Origin of the sequence: Streptomyces sp. SID3343 (assembly GCF_009865215.1) — a bacterium.
GTDB lineage: Bacteria > Actinomycetota > Actinomycetes > Streptomycetales > Streptomycetaceae > Embleya.
Genome location: NZ_WWJX01000770.1, coordinates 15027 through 33747 on the forward strand (window position 1 = coordinate 15027; position 18721 = coordinate 33747).

General features: G+C 68.6%; 18 protein-coding genes. 10 read left to right on the top strand and 8 right to left on the bottom strand.

Annotated features, from left to right (window positions below; all coding sequences use genetic code 11):
* Window positions 1-352 precede the first annotated feature (352 nt).
* A complete protein-coding gene (locus GT354_RS23430) occupies window positions 353-1378 on the top strand; it encodes a Gfo/Idh/MocA family oxidoreductase (RefSeq protein WP_161358341.1) in 1026 nt (341 codons plus the stop codon).
* A gap of 31 nt (window positions 1379-1409) precedes the next feature.
* On the opposite strand, the gene GT354_RS23435 is transcribed toward GT354_RS23430, so the two are convergent.
* The gene (locus GT354_RS23435) at window positions 1410-1775 is read right to left on the bottom strand and encodes a PH domain-containing protein (protein ID WP_161358342.1); all 366 of its coding nucleotides are present in this window, start codon (window positions 1773-1775) and stop codon (window positions 1410-1412) included.
* A gap of 68 nt (window positions 1776-1843) precedes the next feature.
* Window positions 1844-2944 carry a PLP-dependent cysteine synthase family protein gene (locus GT354_RS23440; RefSeq protein ID WP_161358343.1) on the bottom strand — a complete coding sequence of 367 codons (1101 nt, stop codon included), beginning with the start codon at window positions 2942-2944 and terminating at the stop codon, window positions 1844-1846.
* A gap of 241 nt (window positions 2945-3185) precedes the next feature.
* On the opposite strand from GT354_RS23440, the gene GT354_RS23445 reads away from it, so the two are divergent.
* The 5 genes from GT354_RS23445 (at window position 3186) to GT354_RS23465 (ending at window position 8494) form a co-directional block, all read left to right on the top strand.
* Complete coding sequence (locus GT354_RS23445; protein WP_161358344.1) at window positions 3186-3695, top strand: SigE family RNA polymerase sigma factor; 510 nt, start codon at window positions 3186-3188, stop codon at window positions 3693-3695.
* An 89-nt stretch (window positions 3696-3784) separates the two neighbouring features.
* Window positions 3785-4798 (top strand): hypothetical protein, encoded by a 1014-nt coding sequence (locus GT354_RS23450; protein ID WP_161358345.1) that lies wholly within the window; start codon window positions 3785-3787, stop codon window positions 4796-4798.
* Window positions 4799-5060: 262 nt separating this feature from the next.
* Window positions 5061-6431 (top strand): DUF2252 domain-containing protein, encoded by a 1371-nt coding sequence (locus GT354_RS23455; RefSeq protein WP_237535374.1) that lies wholly within the window; start codon window positions 5061-5063, stop codon window positions 6429-6431.
* 66 nt (window positions 6432-6497) lie between these two features.
* The gene (locus tag GT354_RS23460; RefSeq protein WP_161358371.1) at window positions 6498-7943 is read left to right on the top strand and encodes an AlkA N-terminal domain-containing protein; all 1446 of its coding nucleotides are present in this window, start codon (window positions 6498-6500) and stop codon (window positions 7941-7943) included.
* A complete protein-coding gene (locus GT354_RS23465) occupies window positions 7940-8494 on the top strand; it encodes a methylated-DNA--[protein]-cysteine S-methyltransferase (protein ID WP_161358346.1) in 555 nt (184 codons plus the stop codon). Before GT354_RS23460 ends, GT354_RS23465 begins: the two co-directional genes overlap by 4 nt.
* A 17-nt stretch (window positions 8495-8511) precedes the next feature.
* Here GT354_RS23465 and GT354_RS23470 read toward each other — a convergent pair whose 3' ends face one another.
* Window positions 8512-9297, bottom strand: coding sequence for a hypothetical protein (locus tag GT354_RS23470; protein ID WP_161358347.1), 786 nt, complete (start codon window positions 9295-9297; stop codon window positions 8512-8514).
* Window positions 9298-9640: 343 nt separating this feature from the next.
* Between GT354_RS23470 and GT354_RS23475 the strand changes: the two genes are divergently transcribed.
* On the top strand, window positions 9641-10843 hold the full coding sequence (locus GT354_RS23475; RefSeq protein ID WP_202512202.1) for a DUF4073 domain-containing protein: 1203 nt from the start codon (window positions 9641-9643) through the stop codon (window positions 10841-10843).
* 151 nt (window positions 10844-10994) lie between these two features.
* Here the strand turns inward: GT354_RS23475 and GT354_RS23480 are convergent, their stop codons facing one another.
* The 4 genes from GT354_RS23480 to GT354_RS23495 form a co-directional block, all read right to left on the bottom strand.
* Window positions 10995-11276: a hypothetical protein gene (locus tag GT354_RS23480; RefSeq protein ID WP_161358348.1), complete on the bottom strand. Its 282-nt coding sequence runs from the start codon at window positions 11274-11276 to the stop codon at window positions 10995-10997.
* A 146-nt stretch (window positions 11277-11422) separates the two neighbouring features.
* On the bottom strand, window positions 11423-12253 hold the full coding sequence (locus GT354_RS23485; protein ID WP_161358349.1) for a hypothetical protein: 831 nt from the start codon (window positions 12251-12253) through the stop codon (window positions 11423-11425).
* A 34-nt stretch (window positions 12254-12287) separates the two neighbouring features.
* The gene (locus tag GT354_RS23490) at window positions 12288-14054 is read right to left on the bottom strand and encodes an IucA/IucC family protein (protein WP_237535375.1); all 1767 of its coding nucleotides are present in this window, start codon (window positions 14052-14054) and stop codon (window positions 12288-12290) included.
* A gap of 741 nt (window positions 14055-14795) precedes the next feature.
* Window positions 14796-15218: an ATP-binding protein gene (locus GT354_RS23495; protein ID WP_161358351.1), complete on the bottom strand. Its 423-nt coding sequence runs from the start codon at window positions 15216-15218 to the stop codon at window positions 14796-14798.
* 464 nt (window positions 15219-15682) lie between these two features.
* Here GT354_RS23495 and GT354_RS23500 point away from each other — a divergent pair, with 464 nt between their 5' ends.
* On the top strand, window positions 15683-15955 hold the full coding sequence (locus GT354_RS23500) for a hypothetical protein (protein ID WP_161358352.1): 273 nt from the start codon (window positions 15683-15685) through the stop codon (window positions 15953-15955).
* Between the two features lie 126 nt (window positions 15956-16081).
* Entirely contained in the window at window positions 16082-17587 is a 1506-nt protein-coding gene (locus GT354_RS23505; RefSeq protein ID WP_161358353.1) for an MDR family MFS transporter, read from the top strand.
* Here GT354_RS23505 and GT354_RS23510 read toward each other — a convergent pair.
* The gene (locus GT354_RS23510; RefSeq protein WP_237535376.1) at window positions 17549-18079 is read right to left on the bottom strand and encodes a hypothetical protein; all 531 of its coding nucleotides are present in this window, start codon (window positions 18077-18079) and stop codon (window positions 17549-17551) included. The two genes, GT354_RS23505 and GT354_RS23510, sit on opposite strands and share 39 nt — an antisense overlap.
* A gap of 78 nt (window positions 18080-18157) precedes the next feature.
* Between GT354_RS23510 and GT354_RS52715 the strand changes: the two genes are divergently transcribed.
* Complete coding sequence (locus GT354_RS52715; RefSeq protein ID WP_202512203.1) at window positions 18158-18646, top strand: hypothetical protein; 489 nt, start codon at window positions 18158-18160, stop codon at window positions 18644-18646.
* Window positions 18647-18721: the final 75 nt, after the last annotated feature.

Consider the following 18721-nt stretch of genomic DNA (forward strand, 5'->3'; position numbering starts at 1 on the left):
TCGCCGAGGATTCCCTCCGGGCCCCCCGGCGAGCGCAGCCCCTGCAAGCGCCCCCTCAGGGTCCCCCTCGCGACCGCCGACGAGTCCACCCGCCGAAGCCGCCCGCAAGCACCTCGGGCGAAAGAGTCTGGCGAGCCGCGGTCTTCGCAGGTGGTGCGGGCGGGCGGCCCTTGCGGGTGATTCGTCCGGCGCCCTCGCCGGCGACCCTTGGGCAATGCCCTGGGAAATCCTGCGCGTGATCTTCTCCCACGCGCACGCGTGCGCCCCTACCATGCGGGGCAGCGAATCCGGTGGGACCGCGCATCGCGTGTGACAGCGCATCGTGTCGGGTGGCGACGAGGGGGATGACGCCATGAGGCGGATCAGGATCGGCGTGTTGGGCGCGGCTCGGATCGCACCACTCGCACTGGTCAAGCCCGCGCGGATGATCCCGGAGGTACAGGTCGCCGCCATCGCCACACGCGACCCTGCCAAGGCCGACACGTTCGCGCGGCGCCAGGGCATCCCCCGCGTGCACACCACCTATGACGCACTGATCGCCGACCCGGAACTGGACGCGGTGTACATCCCGCTGCCCAACGGGCTGCACGCGCAGTGGACCATCCGCGCCCTGGAGGCCGGCAAGCACGTCCTGTGCGAAAAGCCGCTGGCCGCCAACGAGCTCGAGGCGCAGGAGATCGCGGACCGCGCCCAGCGCTCAGGCCTGGTCGTGATGGAGGCCTTCCACTACCGCTATCACCCGCTCGCCAAGCGCATGCGCGAGATCCTGGACGACGGCGAACTGGGCGAGATCCGGCGGATCACGACGTCGATGTGCTTCCCGCTGCCGCTGCTCGGCGACATTCGCTACCGCTTCGACCTCGCGGGCGGGTCGTTGATGGACGGCGGCTGCTACGCCGTGCACGCGATGCGGCTGCTCGCCGGCGACGACACGGCGGAGCCGATCGAGGTGCTCGACGCAAAAGCGCTGACCGTGCCCAAGGACCGGCGCATCGACCGCGCGATGACCGCCCGCCTGCGACTGCCGGGCGATGCGGTCGGCGTCGTCCACTCGTCGATGCTCTCGCGCCGGATCCTGGACATGCACGCACATGTGGTGGGCGAGTACGGGGAGATGCGCGTCCTCAACTACGTCATGCCGCACATGCCCCACCGGTTCAGCGTCGTCGTCGGCGGACGCAGGCGACGCGAACACCTGGGGCAGGCCGCGAAGACGCCGACGTATCGCCTGCAGTTGCAGGCGTTCGCGGACGCGATCCGCTCCGGGGAGCCGCCGCTCACCCCCGCTTCGGACGCGGTGCCAACGCTGCGGATCATGGACGCGATCTATCGTGCGGCGGGACTTCCGCTGCGTGGGCAGACGCCGGCGGCGCGGTGACCGCGAGCCCACTTCGGGGCGATTGTGCAGGTCAGCGGGTGATGTAGTGCAGGATGACGTCGTGCACGTGGCGACCCTTGTCCTCACTGCGGAACTCGACGCTGTAGGTCTGCGTGCCGACGTGGATGGCTATTTCGCTCGACGACAGATACGAGCCGGTGAAGGACTTGTTCGAGACCATGCTGACGCTGCTGATCTTCGAATAGGGCAGGCTCGTGATCGCGACCTTCTTGCCCACGAAGCTGTTGTCCTGGATGATCGCGCGCCGGTCGGTGAGGCCGATGAACCCGGTGCCGACACCCTTCGCGTCGTAGACGGCGAGGAGTTGCTCACCCTGCAGCAGACCACTTTGGATCTTCTCCAGCTGCTCGCGCTTGTCGAAGACGACGTCGCTCATCCCGTGCTCCTCCTCGTTGGGCCACTCGGCCTGGATCCGATCTCCCCGACCACCCTACGGCCGCCCGATCAGCGCCATTCGCTGGTCGAGTGGAAGTGGCGCAGAGTCGCCTCGTACGGAGCAACGTCCATGCCTTGGCGCGCGAGCCACTCGTCCGAGTAATAGGAATGCGCGTAGCGCTCGCCGCCGTCGCACAACAGCGTCACCACCGAACCGGTGCGGCCCTCGGCGCGCATCTCGGCGACCAGGCGCAGAGCGCCCCACAGATTGGTACCGGTCGAGCCGCCGGCCTTGTGCCCGGTCAGACGGTGCAGGTCGCGCATCGCCGCGACGGACGCGGCGTCGGGGACCTTGATCATCCGGTCGACGATGTCCGGCATGAAGCTGGCCTCGACCCGGGGCCGGCCGATGCCCTCGATACGCGACGAACACGCCTGCGTGTAGGACGCGTCGCGGGTGCGCCAACCTTCGAAGAAGGCGGAGTTCTCGGGGTCGACGACACAGATCTTGGAGTGGTGGCCCTGGTAGCGCACGTAGCGGCCCATGGTCGCGCTGGTGCCGCCGGTGCCCGCGCCGACCACGAGCCACGTGGGGATCGGATGGCGCTCCAGGGCCATCTGCTCGAACACCGACTCGGCGATGTTGTTGTTGCCACGCCAGTCGGTCGCGCGCTCGGCGTAGGTGAACTGGTCCATGAAGTGGCCGCCGGTCTGCGCCGCGAGAGAGCGTGAGACGTCATACACGGTGGACGGGTCGTCGACGAGGTGACATCGGCCGCCGTGGAACTCGATCAGTTCGATCTTCTCGGGGCTGGTCGTACCCGGGATCACCGCGACGAACGGCAGGCCGAGCTGCTTGGCGAAGTACGCCTCGGAGACGGCCGTCGACCCCGACGACGCCTCGATCACGGTGGCGCCCTCCTCGATCCACCCGTTGCACAGGGCGTACAGGAAGAGGGAGCGCGCGAGTCGGTGCTTGAGCGAGCCGGTCGGGTGGGTGGACTCGTCCTTGAGGTAGAGATCGACGCCCCATTCGGTGGGCAGCGGATATGCGAGCAGGTGCGTGTCCGCGGAGCGGTTCGCGTCGGCGTTGACCTTGCGGATGGCTTCGTCGACCCAAGCCCGCTTCTTCGCGCTGAAGCGGTCCACATCGTTGGTATCCGGCGTCACGTCGGCTCCCCTGGCTCGTTCGTTCCCCCGCGTCCGGGTCCCGGCCGTACAAGGGCTGCGGAATCGATGGTGATCGATCGTGGCCCAGGCTACGGGCCGACTCGCAGGCCCTGTCCGCAACCCCTCGGATGGGCTACGAGCTGGACTTTCGTATTGTCCGAGGAATTGTGTGACGTGCCGGGGGGGCCGCCGCGTCAATGGGGTGGGTACGCGCAAGGGCGCGTAGGGACGAGGAGGGCCTATGGCGGGCTTCGATGCTGAGCCGGCCGATTTCCTGGACTTCGCCAACGCGTGCAGCGGTCGGCTGTTCCGGACCGCATGGCTGCTGTGCGGCGATTGGCATCTGGCCGAAGACCTCGTACAGACGACGTTGGGCAAGCTGTATCGGGCTTGGAAGCGGGTGAGCCGAGCGGACAGCCCGGAGGCTTACGCGCGCACCGTCCTGACCCGGACGTACCTCTCCCATCGTCGGCGCATGAGCAGCTCGGAACAGCCCTATGCGGCGCTGCCCGAGGGGTCGGGGCACGAGGTCGACCAGGCGTTGCGGGTGACCCTGCTCCGGGGTCTGGCCGAGCTTGCGCCCAAAGACCGCGCCGTACTGGTGCTGCGGTACTGGGAGGACTTGAGCGTCGAGGAGACGGCGCGTCAGATGGGGGTGTCCGAGGGGGCGGTGCGAAGTCGGTCGATGCGGGCGCTGGAGAAGTTGCGGCAGGCGCTCGGGAGCGATGTGGCTTGGCTCTCTGTCGCGTGAGAGGTCGCTGAGTGCACCGCCGGCACGGCCGTACGGCTGGTGAGCAGTACGACCTGTGTTCCAACGGATGTCGAGGAGACAGTAGGTCTATGGGGTCTGACGAGAAGGAACTGGCGACCGCAATGCGGACGTCGGCGTCGGGGCTGGTCCCCCCGACGGGATTGGTGGCGGGTGGTATCGCGCGCGGCCGACGCATGAAACTGGTGCGCCGCATCCAGGTGGGCACATCCGCCGCGGCGGTATTGGCCGTCGCGGGAACGACACTCGCCCTGGTGTCGGGCACGAACGACGAGGGTGGCCGACAGCAGGCGGCCGGGCCGGCGAGCTCGACTTCCGTAAGCGCGACGCCCGTTCCGCCGACCAGGACTCCCAAGTCGCAGCCGACGCTGCCCGTGCCTGCGGGCATGGCCGTGGCGTCCCCGCAGTTTCTGCTGCAGGCGCTCTTGCCCAAGCTGCCGGCCGCTGTCGTGGGCCAGGCCACCACGGGGGTGGGGGTCACGGGTGGGGACACGTCGAACGTTCGGGACGGCGCGATGTACAGCGCGGGTTCACATGTGGAGTTGATGATCGAGGACGCCAAGGGGCCGACACTGCTGTCGGTGTCGGTCGGCTTGGACCCACACAATCCGAATTCCATTGTTTGCCCTCCGGTGGAGGGCACCAACGCCTCCTGCAGCGACTCGGTGCTGGCCGACGGGTCGCGGTTGCTCGTGAACAAGAACTGGGTCTATCCCGCGTCGGCGAACACGCCGGAGAACATCGCCGACGACAAGTGGGGCCCCAACGGCAGGGGCCCCAAGGAGTGGTCGGCGCACGTCGTGCGGCCCGACGGGGTCCAGATCATCGTCGACGAGATCGCATCGCGCGAGGAGAAGGGCGAACCTGCCCGGGACACTCCGCTGTTGCGGACAGAGCAGTTGCAAGCAATCGCGACCGATCCGGGATTCCTGCTGTGGGTGGCTCCGAGTGAGAATGCGACGGCTGCGGCTCGCTTCCCGAAGATGCAGGTGAGCGAGCCGCTGAGCAGCAGGATGTACCCCACGTCCAAGGCCCTGCCCGACCGGTCCGCAAATTCCCCGAGCTCCGTTCGAAGCCCCGGTTAACCCGGGTCGACACCTTTGACGTCGAGGTCGACGTCCTCGGGGTCGGTGGCCGAGGGGAACCGACCCCGACTCTTCGGGCCGATAATCTCCGGCGCCCGCTCGGTATGACTTTGCGTCAGCCGGGCAGGCGCCGGGTGTCGAGTCCCCGGGCGCCTCTGACTCCCCCCTCACGCTCCGGGGGCTCGATGCCGTCCGCGCCTGCCTTCTGGGATCCTGATGTGGGGGGTCCTGCCGACCCCGAATCTCGAGGGAGGCGGTCGCAATGGCCGAGGGCGTAGGTATCGGTCTGGGCGGCGTGGGGTTCGAGGGGGGCTACGCGGCGTACGGACCCGCAGATCCCGAACAGCGCGCGCAGCACATCCTGGAGGTCTTCGAGCGGGCCTTCGGCACTTTGATCGACGGCGACCCGGCCGCATTCCGAGTCAAGTTCCGCAAGATGGCCGCCTCGGCGTTCGCGTTCTACCGGGGCACGGCCTGCCTGTTCTACGCCGACCTGGACGAACAGGAGGATCCGTTCCTGGACGAGCGGACCTCGCGCGTGTGGATCCACGGTGACCTGCACGCGGAGAACTTCGGCACGTACATGAACGCCGACGGCAAGCTCGTCTTCAACGTCAACGACTTCGACGAGGCTTACGTGGGGCCATGGACGTGGGACGTCAAGCGCTTCGCGGCAAGCCTGGCCCTGATCGGGCACAGCAAGGCACTCAGCGACGACGCGATAGCGGATCTGGTCGCGCGCTACGGCGCGGCATACCTGGATCAGTTGCGGCTGTTGACCGACAAGACGACGCCTGAGCAGGCCGCGTTGACACTGGCGACGGCCCAAGGCCCGCTGCTCGACGTGCTGCACGAGGCCCGCCTGCAAACCCGGATCGGCCTCCTGCAGTCCCAGACCGTCGTGGTCGACCACGAGCGCCGGTTCGCCATGTCGGGCGGCGCGTTCCCGCTCTCGGACGAGGTCAAGACGACGGTGTTGGAGGCGTTCGGGCGCTACCTGGACACACTCCCGCCCGCGACCCGGCAGCGGCCGGACACCTACGACGTCAAGGACGTGGTCGGCCGGCGCGGGGTGGGCATCGGAAGCGCGGGCCTCCCCTCGTACAACCTCTTGATCGAGGGCAACACGGAGGCGTTGGAGAACGACGTCATCCTGTACATGAAGCAGGGTCAGACTCCGTCGGTGAGCCACCACGTGACCGACCCGCTGGTGCGCGCGTACTTCGAGCACGAAGGCCACCGAACGGTCATCTCACAACGCGCGCTCCAGGCTCACGCCGACCCGTGGCTGGGCTTCACCGACATTGACGGGATCGGGCAACTGGTCGCCGAGGTGTCGCCCTACGCCAACGATCTGGATTGGTCCGATCTCAACGAGGTGGGCACCATCGCGGAGGTCGTCGACTACCTCGGCCGGGCCACGGCGACGATGCACGCGGTTGCCGACGAGGAGAGCGGACACACCCTGGTGCCTTTCTCGACCGAGGACGCGATTCGCGAGGCGATCGAGCGCGACATCAAGGGCTTCACCGCCTCCCTCGTCGAATTCGCGCACGCATACGGGGCACGGGCCCGCGCAGACCACGCGATCTTCGTGGACCTGTTCCGTAACGGTCTCATCCGGGGGTTGTAGCCCACGACGGTGCTGTCCGATTCCCGCCGGCTACGGGTCGGCGGTCGCGTAACACTGGTTGGCGTGATGGACGACGAGCAGTGCTACCGAGCATGCAGCAGTCGAGACGGTCGGTTCGACGGCTGGTTCTACATGGGGGTCACGAGCACCGAGATCTACTGCCGACCGAGTTGTCCCGCGGTCAAGCCCAAGCGGGAGAACGCGCGTTTTTACCCCTCGGCCGCAGCGGCACAGGCAGCAGGCTTCCGAGCTTGCAAGCGGTGCCGCCCGGATACCTCCCCCGGTTCACCGGAGTGGGACGTACGGGCCGACGTGGTCGGACGCGCGATGCGCCTGATCGCGGACGGCGTCGTGGATCGCGAGGGCGTCGGCGGTCTCGCGGCGCGCCTGGGTTACAGCGACCGGCAGTTGAATCGATTGCTGATGGCGGAGGTCGGTGCGGGCCCTCTCGCGCTGGCGCGGGCCCGGCGGGCGCAGACCGCCCGAGTGCTGCTGGAGACCTCGGACCTGCAGATCGCGCAGGTCGCGTTCGCCGCCGGCTTCGCAAGCGTGCGGCAGTTCAACGACACCGTGCGCGAGGTGTTCGGGCGCACCCCGTCCGAGGTGCGCGGGCGAGCGGGAGTTCGAGGTGGGGAACCTGGTGAAATAAGGCTTCGGTTGCCGTACCGGACACCGATCGCGCTCGAGCACACCCTCGGCTTTCTGGGCGTGCGGGCCGTCCCAGGCGTCGAGGAGTTCGTGGACGGCGCGTATCGCCGGGTGTTGTCACTACCGCACGGTACGGGTGTGGTCGAGCTGTCACCCGGCCCCTCCTGGGTGTGGTGCCGGTTGGTCCTGGGGGACCTGCGTGATCTGGGCGCCGCGGTACAGCGGTGCAGACGACTGCTCGACCTGGACGCGGATCCGCTGGCGGTCGACGAGGCACTGGCGAGTGGCGGCCTCGCAAGGCTGGTGCAAGCCGTACCCGGAATGCGTTCGCCCGGTCACGTGGACCCGGACGAGCTCGCGGTGCGAGCCGTGCTCGGCCAGCAGGTCTCGGTCGCGGGAGCGCGCACGATCGCGGGCCGCCTGACGGCGTTGTACGGCAAGCCACTGGCGGCCCCGCAGGACGGACTCACGCACGCCTTTCCCACGGCGGCAGCCCTCGCGGACGCCGATCCGGCCGACCTGCCGATGCCCAACGCCCGCAAGAAGGCACTGTTCGCGCTGACCGGCGCACTCGCGTCCGGCGCGGTCCGGCTCGACTCGGGAGTCGATCGCCCGGCGGCGGAGGCCGCGTTGCTGGCGCTTCCGGGCATCGGGCCTTGGACAGCGTCGTACATTCGACTGCGAGCACTCGGTGATCCGGACGTGTTCCTGCCGACCGATCTGGGCGTCAAGCACGCCCTCGCACGGCTCGACCCGCTCGCCGCGGACCCACAGTTGTGGTCCCCATGGCGCTCATACGCACTGCACCACCTGTGGGCGAGCCTGTCCGCAGCCCCCACCGCCCCGGCGAAGGAAGTCGCATGAAGCAAGACGCCCTATTCGAAGCCGTCGAAGCGCCCGAGCCGAACCTGCCCGCGATCGAATTCCGGGCCACGTCGGCGGCCCCGCGGCGATACGCCGTGGCCGAATCCCCGGTCGGCGAACTGCTGTTCATCGGCGACGGCGAGTCGCTGACCGCGCTGTACATGGATGCCTCGCCCGAGCCCGACTGGGTCCACGACCCGGGCGCGTTCGTCGAGGCGCAGGCGCAGCTGCGCGCTTACTTCGCCGGCGAATTGCGCGAGTTCGACCTGCCGTTGGCGCCGGCGGGCACGGCTTTCCAGCTCAAAGTGTGGTCGGCTTTGACCACGATCCCGTACGGGCACACGATGTCCTACGGCGGCTTGGCCACGAAGTTCCTCGGCCAACCGACCGCCTCGCGTGCGGTGGGACTGGCCAACGGCCGCAATCCGATCAGCATCGTGATCCCGTGTCACCGGGTGATCGGTGCGGACGGCACGCTCACCGGATACGCGGGCGGCCTGCCCCGCAAGCAGCGGCTGCTGGCCTTGGAGCACGTGCGCGTCACCGGTTAGCCGCCTGTTGGGGTGCGTCACGACTGGAAGGCTCGGCGTACCACCTCCGCGATCCGCCCTCGTCGCAGTGTGTCGTACCACGTGAACCGAAGCACGAGGGCGCCCACCAGAGCGAGCTCGTTGGCCCGGGCCCGATCCCGGAACAGGGCGTCGGGCCGCGAGTGCACGTCTGCGCCATCCGCCTCGGCGAAGACCGGCCGCAGTCCCTTCAGCCACGCGAGATCCACGCGTGCCCGCCCGCCGCCGGCCAACGCGACCTCGTGCTGGAGTTCGTCCGGCGCGACTCCGCCCCGGACGCAGTCGAGTCGCACCCGCGACTCCAACGGGCTCTCGGCCCGCGCGTCCGCGATCTCCAGCAGAGGTCGCACGTCCGCGGCCCCGGGTCGGCCCGCCACCGCCCGCTTCACCTCGGCGAGTTCCTGCGGCGCGACCAGTCCCAGGTGAAGCGCCGAGTCGAGTACCGCGAGCCCTTCCTCCGCCGGCAGTCGCGGCACGAGGTCCGCGAGTGTGCGCACGGCCGTCGTTACGGGAAACCCGTCCACCACTTCGATCTCGTCCGCCCTCAGCCGTCGCCGATGTGGCACGATCCCGGGTCCACCAAGACGCGACGCGGTATCGGGCGTTCCGATATGCACGCATTCCACGCGCGGTACGCCACGCATCCCGTGCACGTACGCGGCACTGTGCAGCACGGCCACGGCCCGTTCCCCATAGGCGGCGAGCCCGGCGCGCAACAACCCGCGCGAGGTCGGCGCACACCGATCGGCATCGACGAATCCCACGCCGCGCGCAAGTTCGCGCATCCGTCCATCGCACACGAGCCCCCTCCACGCCCGCGCGGAAATCCCGGCGGCCGCCGCCCATTCCCGCGTCACCACTCCATCGCTCTGCCATGCCAACCTCCGCAAGACTTGTACTGCCTGATCCATTTCCGGATCCTCGCCTGCGGGTTCGACGCCCGGCGGAGAGAGCCTGCGATCTGTGGACAACTCGACTCTTGTGGACAACGGATGGCTCACTTTGCCCGGATTCTCGGATGATCTTCAACAGTTCGTCATGTTCGTGATCATCAAGTGCCACCGACCGGTTGGATCCAACCGATGTGATGGAGGCGTCCCCACATCTGCCTCCGTCCCGAGGATCGTCATGTCTACCGTCATGAAACGCCGGCGTATCGCGGCCGTGTGTGCCGCGCTCGCGCTCACCGCCGGTGCCGGCGCCGCCTACGCCGAGAATCGACCCGCCTCGCGCGAGTCCGCGCCGGTGACTGCCGCCCCCGCTCAGGCCAAGGTGTCCTTCAACGTCGTCAGCGACGTGCAGGGCGACCTCGCCGACTTCGGGCGCGCACTCGACCAGATGAAGGTCGTCAACCCTGGCAGCAGCGCGCTGGTGGTCAACGGCGACATCACGCCGCGTGGCTACAAGGCCGAGTACGACCAGGTAAAGCAGGTGCTGGACACGCGTCCGCACCCCGCGAACACGTTCTTCACCATCGGCAACCATGAGTTCTATGTGCCGAAGTACTGCTCCCCCGACAAGCTGTGCCAGGCCACGTGGCCCAATGGCACGACCGAGCAGTCCCTGTTCCAGAACTTCTACGACTTCACCGGCCTGGACAAGGTCTTCTACGAGCGTGTCGTCGACGGCGTCCCGATGCTGTTCCTGGGCACCGAGAAGTACATGAAGTACCACGACGACACCAAGTGGGACGAGGTCTGGTTCAGCGAGGAGCAGCTCACCTGGCTCGAACAGCGGATGAACTACTGGGAGTCGCAGGGCAAGCCCACGTTCGTCTTCTCGCATCACGTGCTTCCGGACACGGTCTCGGGCACGCGGAACAAGCTGTACAGCGCCGACTATCTCCAGGCCGACCGGATCATGAAGATTCTCGGCTCGCACAAGGACGCCGTGCTGTTCACGTCACACACGCACTGGGACCTCAACCTGTCCGACTGGGCCGTGCGCAAGGTGGTTCCGGAGACCGGCAACCTCGAAGGCTTCACCGTGGTGAACACCGGGGCGATGGAGACCCAGTGGACCGACAACGGGACGGGCGGCGAGAAGTCGCTCGGCCGCACCGAGAACAGCGGTCTCCAGGTCGAGGTCACCAACGACCGCGTAGTGATCAAGGCTCGCGACTTCCTTCGTAACAAGTGGCTCAAGGAACTGAGCGTTCCGCTGCACACCAAGTGCGCCGCTGCCAAGCCGTGGACCGACTCGGCGACCTACACCAATGGCGACACCGTCGTGTGGAACAACCACACGTGGCGTGCCAAGTGGTGGACTCGGGGCGAGCAGCCCGGAACCACCGGCCAGTGGGGCGTGTGGGAAGAGCAGGGCGCCTGCTGACGAAGGCACCGTCGGGCACGACGAGGGGGCGGGACCACGAGTTCGTGGGCCCGCCCCCTCGCGTGGTCTCACTCCATGGCACCGACACCGCCGCCACTGGCGTCGGATCGCAGGCGGCGGGCGGCGCGGGCTCCGAATGCGCGCAGCCCGGCTACGGCAGCACACGGTCCAGTGAAGTCGGCGGCCCGCGCTTCGTGTTGTCGAGCCGGCGGCTCGTCGTGGCGGGCACCGGAATCGACCGAACGAGCATCGCGTCGATAAGGGCAGCGACCACCACGCCCGCATCCATCGTCTTCGGCGTCACGTCAAAAGGGGACGCGACGCCGCGGGACCCGGCGATCATGATGAGTGCGGCCGAGCCGATCACTCGCCCGATCCGGGCCAGGCCGGTGACCACACTGCTCTGGGCATCGCCTGTGCGCAGCCACTTCATAGTCCATGGACTGTCCGAACAGCAGCGAACAACAAAATCGGCAGTCGCTTGAGGCCGCGCGTGATCGGCTTGAGCGAGCTTTTGGCCTGATCCCCTCGCCTGATACGCCTCCGAGCGTCGATAAACTCCCGAGCGACCGTGCCACGTCAGACAACCGAGTCGATGCGGACGATCGTCAGGTCCCCGTCGCCGAGTTCACCGGAGCGGCGCCGAGGGCCCGCCCATCGGGCCACGTCGCGGGCACTCCCACCGGCGGGCTCGCCCAATTCTTCCCACGGCTGCCCTCCGGCCTGCGCGGTCCGGAGAAACCACGCCCCCGCAGCGTCGTTGGCCAAAAACAGCCGGTCGCGGTCGGTCCACGTGCCGCGCGCACAGCGGATCCGCCCTGCGACCGCGCTGGGGCCCGCCCCGTTGCTCGTGACGAGGTCGACCCTGCGAGTCGTCGGGAACACGCGCCACAGGCGGTCGCCGCGCACCTGGAAGAGATACGCGTCGCCAAGCACCGCCGCCGCCCATTGACCGCGTCCGGACAGCCACGGGTGCGGTGCCACGTGCGCCGCGAGCACCGCCGACGCGTGCGCGCCGAGGTCGAGCTTGCGTAGTTCGTACGGCTGTACCGGCATGCCGCGTCGGTCGCGCTCGACCAGGTACCGCTTGGTCAGGGCCGGCCAGCGATCGGCCGCCCGCGCCAGTACCTCGGCAAAGCCCGTACCTTCGCACAGCAGCGGCGTGGGCGCCGCGCCGCACGCCCGCACCAGGAGTTCGGCCCAACGGCGCGCGAGCAGGCTCTCGGCCGCGCCGTCGGCCAGTGCGATCCGCAACGCGCCGGGACGATCCACCCGGGCCCGGTGGCACGCGGGCCCGGCCGCCGGCAGGAACCCGCGCCCGGCTCCGTCGCCGACCCACACCGCGTCCTCGTATTCGAGAGGTTCGCCTTCGTGCCGGTGCAGGGCGAGGACTGTGACGTTCGCGCGCACCGTGCCGTCTCCTCTGTGGTGGTACCAGAACCGCTCAGCCGCGTACGTCCGCGATCGGATTGGGTATGTCGACGTAGACGGACTGCGCTTCCAACGGGACTTCGAGTTCGTCCAGACCTGCGACTCGCGTGAGCAGGTTGGCCTTGCACCGCAGTGTGGCACCGTCGAGGAGGCGCTCAACGAGCGGTCGTCCGGCGGGGTGATCCGCGCGCGTGCGCACCAGCCGGTTCCGAAAGATCGAAATCAACGCCCCTTCGTCGGCGAGATTTTGGGCACCCATCGCGCCGACGAGGCCCAGTACGTTGTTGATCGCGAGGTAATAGCCCAGCCGTTCGTCGATCACGTGGTCCGGGCACCACGTGCCCAGGTCGCGGCCGGCGCCCGGCAGCCAGCGCGCAAGGCGCGCGCCGCGTTCGGCCGAGAAGTAGTAGCCCTGGTTGCCTCGATAACGCCCACCGATCGGGCACCCGTCGGTGTCCAGGACCACAAGCGTGTTCTGTTGGTGGGCCTCCAAGCCCAGGCCGTATTCACCGTGCAGCCACAGGATCGGCGCGACCAAGACGTCGAGGTAGCGGCGGAACCACGACTCGGCCGTCTCACGCAGCGGCGTCGCGGTGCGCGCGGCGAGTGTGTACAGGACCTCGGCCAGCATCGAGCGCCCGCGTGGCAGGTCGGGACGCGGCGCGGCGAGTCCCGCGATGCAATGGACACGATCGCGTGGCCCGAACGGGTTGTCACGCACCACGAGTTCGAGTCCGGATTCGCCGCGTCCACCGGGAATGTTCACCGCTATCCAGCCAAGATCGCGCAGCACGTCGAAGCCCGGGTGCGCGGAGTGCATGACGCGTTTGAGTCCGGCGTCGAGCATGCGGTGTACGGCGAGGCCTCGCCGCAGCTCGCCGCGGTGGTTCTCCCTACGCGAGTTGGTGATCTCCACGCCCAGTGACGTCTTGAGCATCACGGCCGCGCCCGAGCGGTACACGGTGCGAATCGACGAGGTCGCGGACCACGCGGGGCCGCCGGGGCCGAGGTCGCGCAGCAGGCCCCGATCGAGCAAGGCCGCGACGCCGGGCCGGCTGAGCACGTCACGCGCCTGCCACGGGTGAGCGGGCAGTGCGACGGTGCCGGGCGGGAAGTCCACGCCACCCTTGGCCAGGGCCGCCAGGACGACGGGTACGGGCAGCCCCAGGTCGCCGTCATATACCGCGACCGAGGGGTCGACGGCGAACCAGTGCAGCGGGAACGAGCCACGTAACTCGGGCGAGTAGCGCAGTGAGGAAGGCCCGTACATGCCCTGTCGGGACGCCGGCGAGGGGTGCATCGGGTGGCCGAGCACGATGGACTGCTCGGTACTCAGGAACGGCGTCGTGCCCGGCACATCCTCGGGCACTTTGCGGCGTTCGGCGAGGTGGTGTGCGACGCGCCGGGTCGAGTCGATCACGCGGTCGGTCATGTCGGCGATCGCGGTGATCGACCCGACCCGCCCGTGCGCGGCCTCGATCGCCAGGAGTACGGCGAGCGTGGTCGCGTCGAGCGCGACCCCGCTGCTGAGCCGTACGGGGCCGAAGCGGTGCATGCCGGTCTCGGAGCGATACAGGATCGGCGCGACGACGGTACTCGCGGTCGCGGGCAACGGCAGGCGCAACGTCCCGTCGGTAGGCAGCGCCGTGCCGCTCTCACGAATGCGGCAACGCAACAGGTTTTCGATCGCCGCGTGGTCGGCGGCGCGGGAGGGGGAAGGATCGAGCAGTGGGTCGCTTTCGACGTCGTCTTGTGGCTCGGTGTGTCCCGCCGTGCCCAAGGCAGCTTCAGGGCACGGGTGTTCGGGTTCGATATGGGCCGGGTGGGCGCGCGCCGGTGACGGTTCGTCGCCGGCCGGGGCCGGGGCGGGCGCCGGGATCGGCGTTCGCTGGCTTCCCGGTCGCACCGGCTCCGGAAGCGCCTCCGCGGATGTCGACATGTGCGGTACGTACCTCCCCTGGTCTGCACGGCCGTGGGTCGGGTCCGGTTCGATGGGTGGACGCGGCCCGTTCGTCACCGCTCCGAGGGACGTTCACCGTACGGCAATCCGTCGGTTATCAGAATCATGTCCCGCATCGGGCTCTCGTGTGCGGGCTTTCGCCGATGGCAACCCTTTGTCGTCGTCGACGACAGGGCCGCCGCGGCGACCGACTGCGGTTTCCTGCCGTCGACCGGAGATCGGCAACGGCAGGGCGCCGGGCCCGCGTCCACGATATGAACGCCCTCGTAAGAGCGCCGTCAGCACCCGGAGCCGAACGCGCCGATCCAGGCGCCCGTTGTGCGCACCGGTCGCGGCAAGCGAGCAGGGCGGGCCGGCCCACGACCTCGCCTGGGCTTGGTCGAACCCGGCCGCAGCGCCTGTACAAGCGCCCACTCCGGCGCCGCGGGTGGCGAACGGCGCGATGCCGGTCGACGCACCGGACGACCAGGCGCACGTCTTTCTCGGAGGTGGTCCACTCCACCCGGCAGCGACTCGAGCACGTGGAACTTCCCGGGTATTCCACTCGAATGAGTGCGCGCGTCACGCCACCGGCCACGGGAGAATCACCCACAGGGTCTTGCCGTCGGGGTGTGCCTCGATGTGGATCTGACCGCCGAACTCGGTCACGATGTTGCGTACGATGAGCAGGCCGCGGCCGGAGGTGTCGTCGACGGTCTCCAGCAGTGCGACGGGCCGGTAGGGGTGGCGGTCGCGAACTCCCAACCACAACCACCCGTCGTGCACGGTGCATGTGACGGACACCTCGGGCGACAGGACGGCCGCGTGTTCGACCGAATTGGTGATCAGTTCGGATGCGACCAGTTTCAGGGCGTAGCCCAAGTCGTGTCCGTAGGGCAGTCCCCAGTAGGTCAAATGGTCCGCGAGGGCCCGTCTGGCCTGGGAAACCGAGGCCGGTAGGGCGGGCAGGGTGAACCAGCAGGAGCGTTCGTATCCGGTTCCCATGTCACCCCTTTCGGCGCCGCGCCTCAGCGTACTGACCGGCGCGCGTGCGGGCGCGCGGTTGACGATTCGTCATATCGCTTCGATTCGATGATCGGTCGCGTGTGTGAGTGAAGGTCGACATGGGCAAGACCACCGCAGTCCACGCCCCTCCCGGCGCGTGACCGTGAGCGCCGAACAGCGGCATTCCTGTGCGAATGACCGACTTGTGAACGGCGCGGATTCCTGAAGGGTGACTACCTGTGGGTGAAGATCTCGACGCCGTCGAACAGGTCATGCTGGCCAACCTTCTCGACGGTCGGCGACCTCGCCGGCGTAGTTCGGAGATGCCGACCCGGTCCAATCGACAGCATCAACCACCGCAACAGCGCCGCCAGGCGCAGTCGGTGCCCCGTGCGGTGATTCCGGCCCCCGCGCCGGCCCCCGCCGCCAATCGCGACGCTACGCGCGTTCTCGACATCGGTCGAGTGATCAAGCAAATCGACCCGCGCACGACCCCCGAGCAGCGGCACGCGATGGCGACGAGCTGGACGCAGTTGGATCTGACCGCCGCACAGGTGTTGGCGTGGCTGACGGCCGGCATCTTGCCGAGCGAGCACGCGCTCGCGGCCACGTGCCTGGATCGAGGGCTGACCCCGCAGGACATGAAGACCAGGGTGGAGGGCGTGCGCGTGGTCGAGCGGCTGCGCAGCGAAGGCGTGGACGGTGTGGTGGCGTTGCTGCGCACGGGTACCGCGTAGGGATTCCGTCGGCAGGTTGCCGAGGATGATCATTGACATGGTTCATTACCAAGCCTAGTTTTTAGCGATGTGAAGGATTCGGGGGCGGGTACTGCCGCCCCACACTCTCTGACGCACCGCCAGATCTTGTTGGTCTTCTGCGGGTTGATGCTCGGCGTCATGCTGGCCTCGCTCGACTCGACCATCGTCTCGACGGCGATGCCGACGATCGTGGCCGACCTCGGTGGGCTCGAACACCTGGCGTGGGTGACCACGGCGTACACCCTCGCCACGGCGGTCTCGATCCCGCTGTACGGAAAGCTCGGCGACATGCACGGCCGCAAGCGGCTGTTCCAGTTCGCCATCGTGCTCTTCCTGGTGGGCTCCATGCTGTGCGGAATCGCGCAGTCGATGGGGACTCTCATCGCGTTCCGCGCGATCCAGGGGCTTGGGGCCGGTGGGCTGATGAGCAACGCGCAGGCCATCATCGGTGACCTGGTCCCGCCCGCCGAACGCGGTCGATACCAGGGATTCATCGCGTCCACGGTCGCGCTCACGACCGTGTGCGGCCCGCTGATCGGCGGGTTCTTCACCGAGGCGCTGTCGTGGCGGTGGGTGTTCTACGTGAACATCCCACTCGGCGCGGCGGCGCTCGTGGTCACCTCCGTCGTGCTCAGATTGCCGCGGAAGACGTACCGCAAGCAGCCGTTCGACGGGTCGGGGCTCGCGCTGCTGACGTGTGGTACGAGCGCGTTGATCCTGTTCACGAGTTGGGGCGGAACGCAGTACGCGTGGCTGTCCGCTCCGAGCGTGGGTCTTGGCGCCGCCGCGGTCGTGGCGCTACTGGGGTTCGTCCTGGTCGAGCGGCGCGCGGCGGATCCGTTGATCCCGCTGCGGCTGCTCTCGCGCAACACGATCGTGCGCGTGGCCTGTCCGCTCACCATGGTCACGGGGTGCCTGACGGTGGGCATGAGCACGTTCCTGCCGCTGTATCAGCAGATCGTGCGCGGTCACGGGCCGACCGCCTCAGGGTTGCTGCTCGCGCCGATGATGCTGTCGATGATGGTGTGTTCGACGATGTCGGGGCGGCTCATCTCGCGGATCGGCAAGTACAAGAGGTTCCCCTTGGTGGGTACGTTGCTCGCGGCCGCAGGACTCGTCGTGTTGTCGTGGCTGGGCACCGACAGTCCGTATTGGCACCTGTTGATCGGCCTGATGGTGCTCGGGTTCGGACTGGGCACGATCGGACCGGTGACCACGCTCGCAGTGCAGAACTCGGTGGAGCAGGCGGACATCGGGGTGGCCACGGGGCTGAATTCCTTCGCCCGTTCGATAGGGTCCGCGCTCGGCGCCGCCGTGCTCGGCGCGGTGTTCGCGCATCAACTGGGCGCCGGCGGCGGGGTGTCGGGGGCGGACGAGGGGGGCATGGGGGTGACCCGTCAGGCGATAGACGCGTTGCCGCCTGCGCAGCGCGACGCGGCGCTGAGCGGATTCGCGGACGCGCTCGACGCGGTGTACCTCGCGGCCGTCCCGATCGCGCTCGTCGGGTTCGCGTTGGCCCTGATGCTGCGGGAGATTCCCTTGCGCCGCGGCCCCAAGCCTGTCGCGGGCGGATCATCCGGCGCCGAGCACAGGCTGTCCGGTACGGCCTGACAGGTCCCGAAGATCCTCTGCGGCGTCCCAGGCCCAGTGGTTCGGGTTCTCCGTGAGCGCCTCGTCGGTCTCCAGACGACGCAGGGACAGGATCGCGAGGTCGGTGACGAGGTCGTGCTCGCTTTGTCCGCGCAGGCGGTGCAGGACGCTCACAACGTCGCACACACGTCGGGTGAGACTGCGTTCGGGGACGCCTTCGATCAGCCGGGACAGGCCGTAGCCGGCCATCAGGCCCAGGATCATGCCCCGTATGGCGGGTAGGTCGTGCCGGTCGCGAACCGGTTCGAAGCGTCGCCACCAGCAGGTCCACGCCTCGGCCTCGGTGGTCGCGCGAGCCTCGATCGCGTTGCGTCGCGGCGCCGTGGGCGCGGCCTGCCCGGAGTCGGCCTGAAGCAGTTGCTCCAAGGCAGTGTCGACCGCTGCTTGCAACTCGGGGCGGAACTCGCCGCTTTGCGTGGTGTCCACAAGCGCTTCGGTGGCTGGCAGCGTCATCGTCGTCATGCGATGTATGGAAGCGGAGTGTCGCGTAGCGGCGCCCTGAGATCACTCGAACGAGGGACACTGTGTCGTATGAACGAGTGGGAGTTGTGGCGTCAGGACGACAATGGCGCCCGCTTTCGAATCCGGGGCTACACGGATCGTGTCGCGGCGTTCGCCGGCCTGTTGGTGATCGAGTCCGGGATGCCGCACAAGCAGGTGTACTGGGTCGAGGGGCCGCGTGCCCCGGCCTGCCCGACGCTTGCCGCGGCGGCGGATCTGATCGAGGTTGCGACTGCGGGTCGGGAGCCGTCGCCTGCCGCGTTCGTGGCGGCCTTTCGGCATGTGGGGGTGTCGTTGCGGGACGAGCAGCGGCTGGCCCCGGACACGATCGCGGCCGTCTTCCGCGCGGCGTGGGACACCGCAGTGCCCGATACCGATCCGGCTGCTGCCACTGATGTTGCCTGTGGCGACACTCGGCTGCTCCTGTCCCGCGCCACCGCCGGGCTGCGGGCTCACGAGGTCGACGCGGTCCTGCGGTGGCCGGATCTCGTCGGCCTCGTGGTGGCGGCGCCGTGCTGACCGCGGTCGGCATCTCCCCTGACAGTTCGTCGACTCGGCGGGAATCGGTGCGTGAGCCGCCCCCCGGCACCCCGG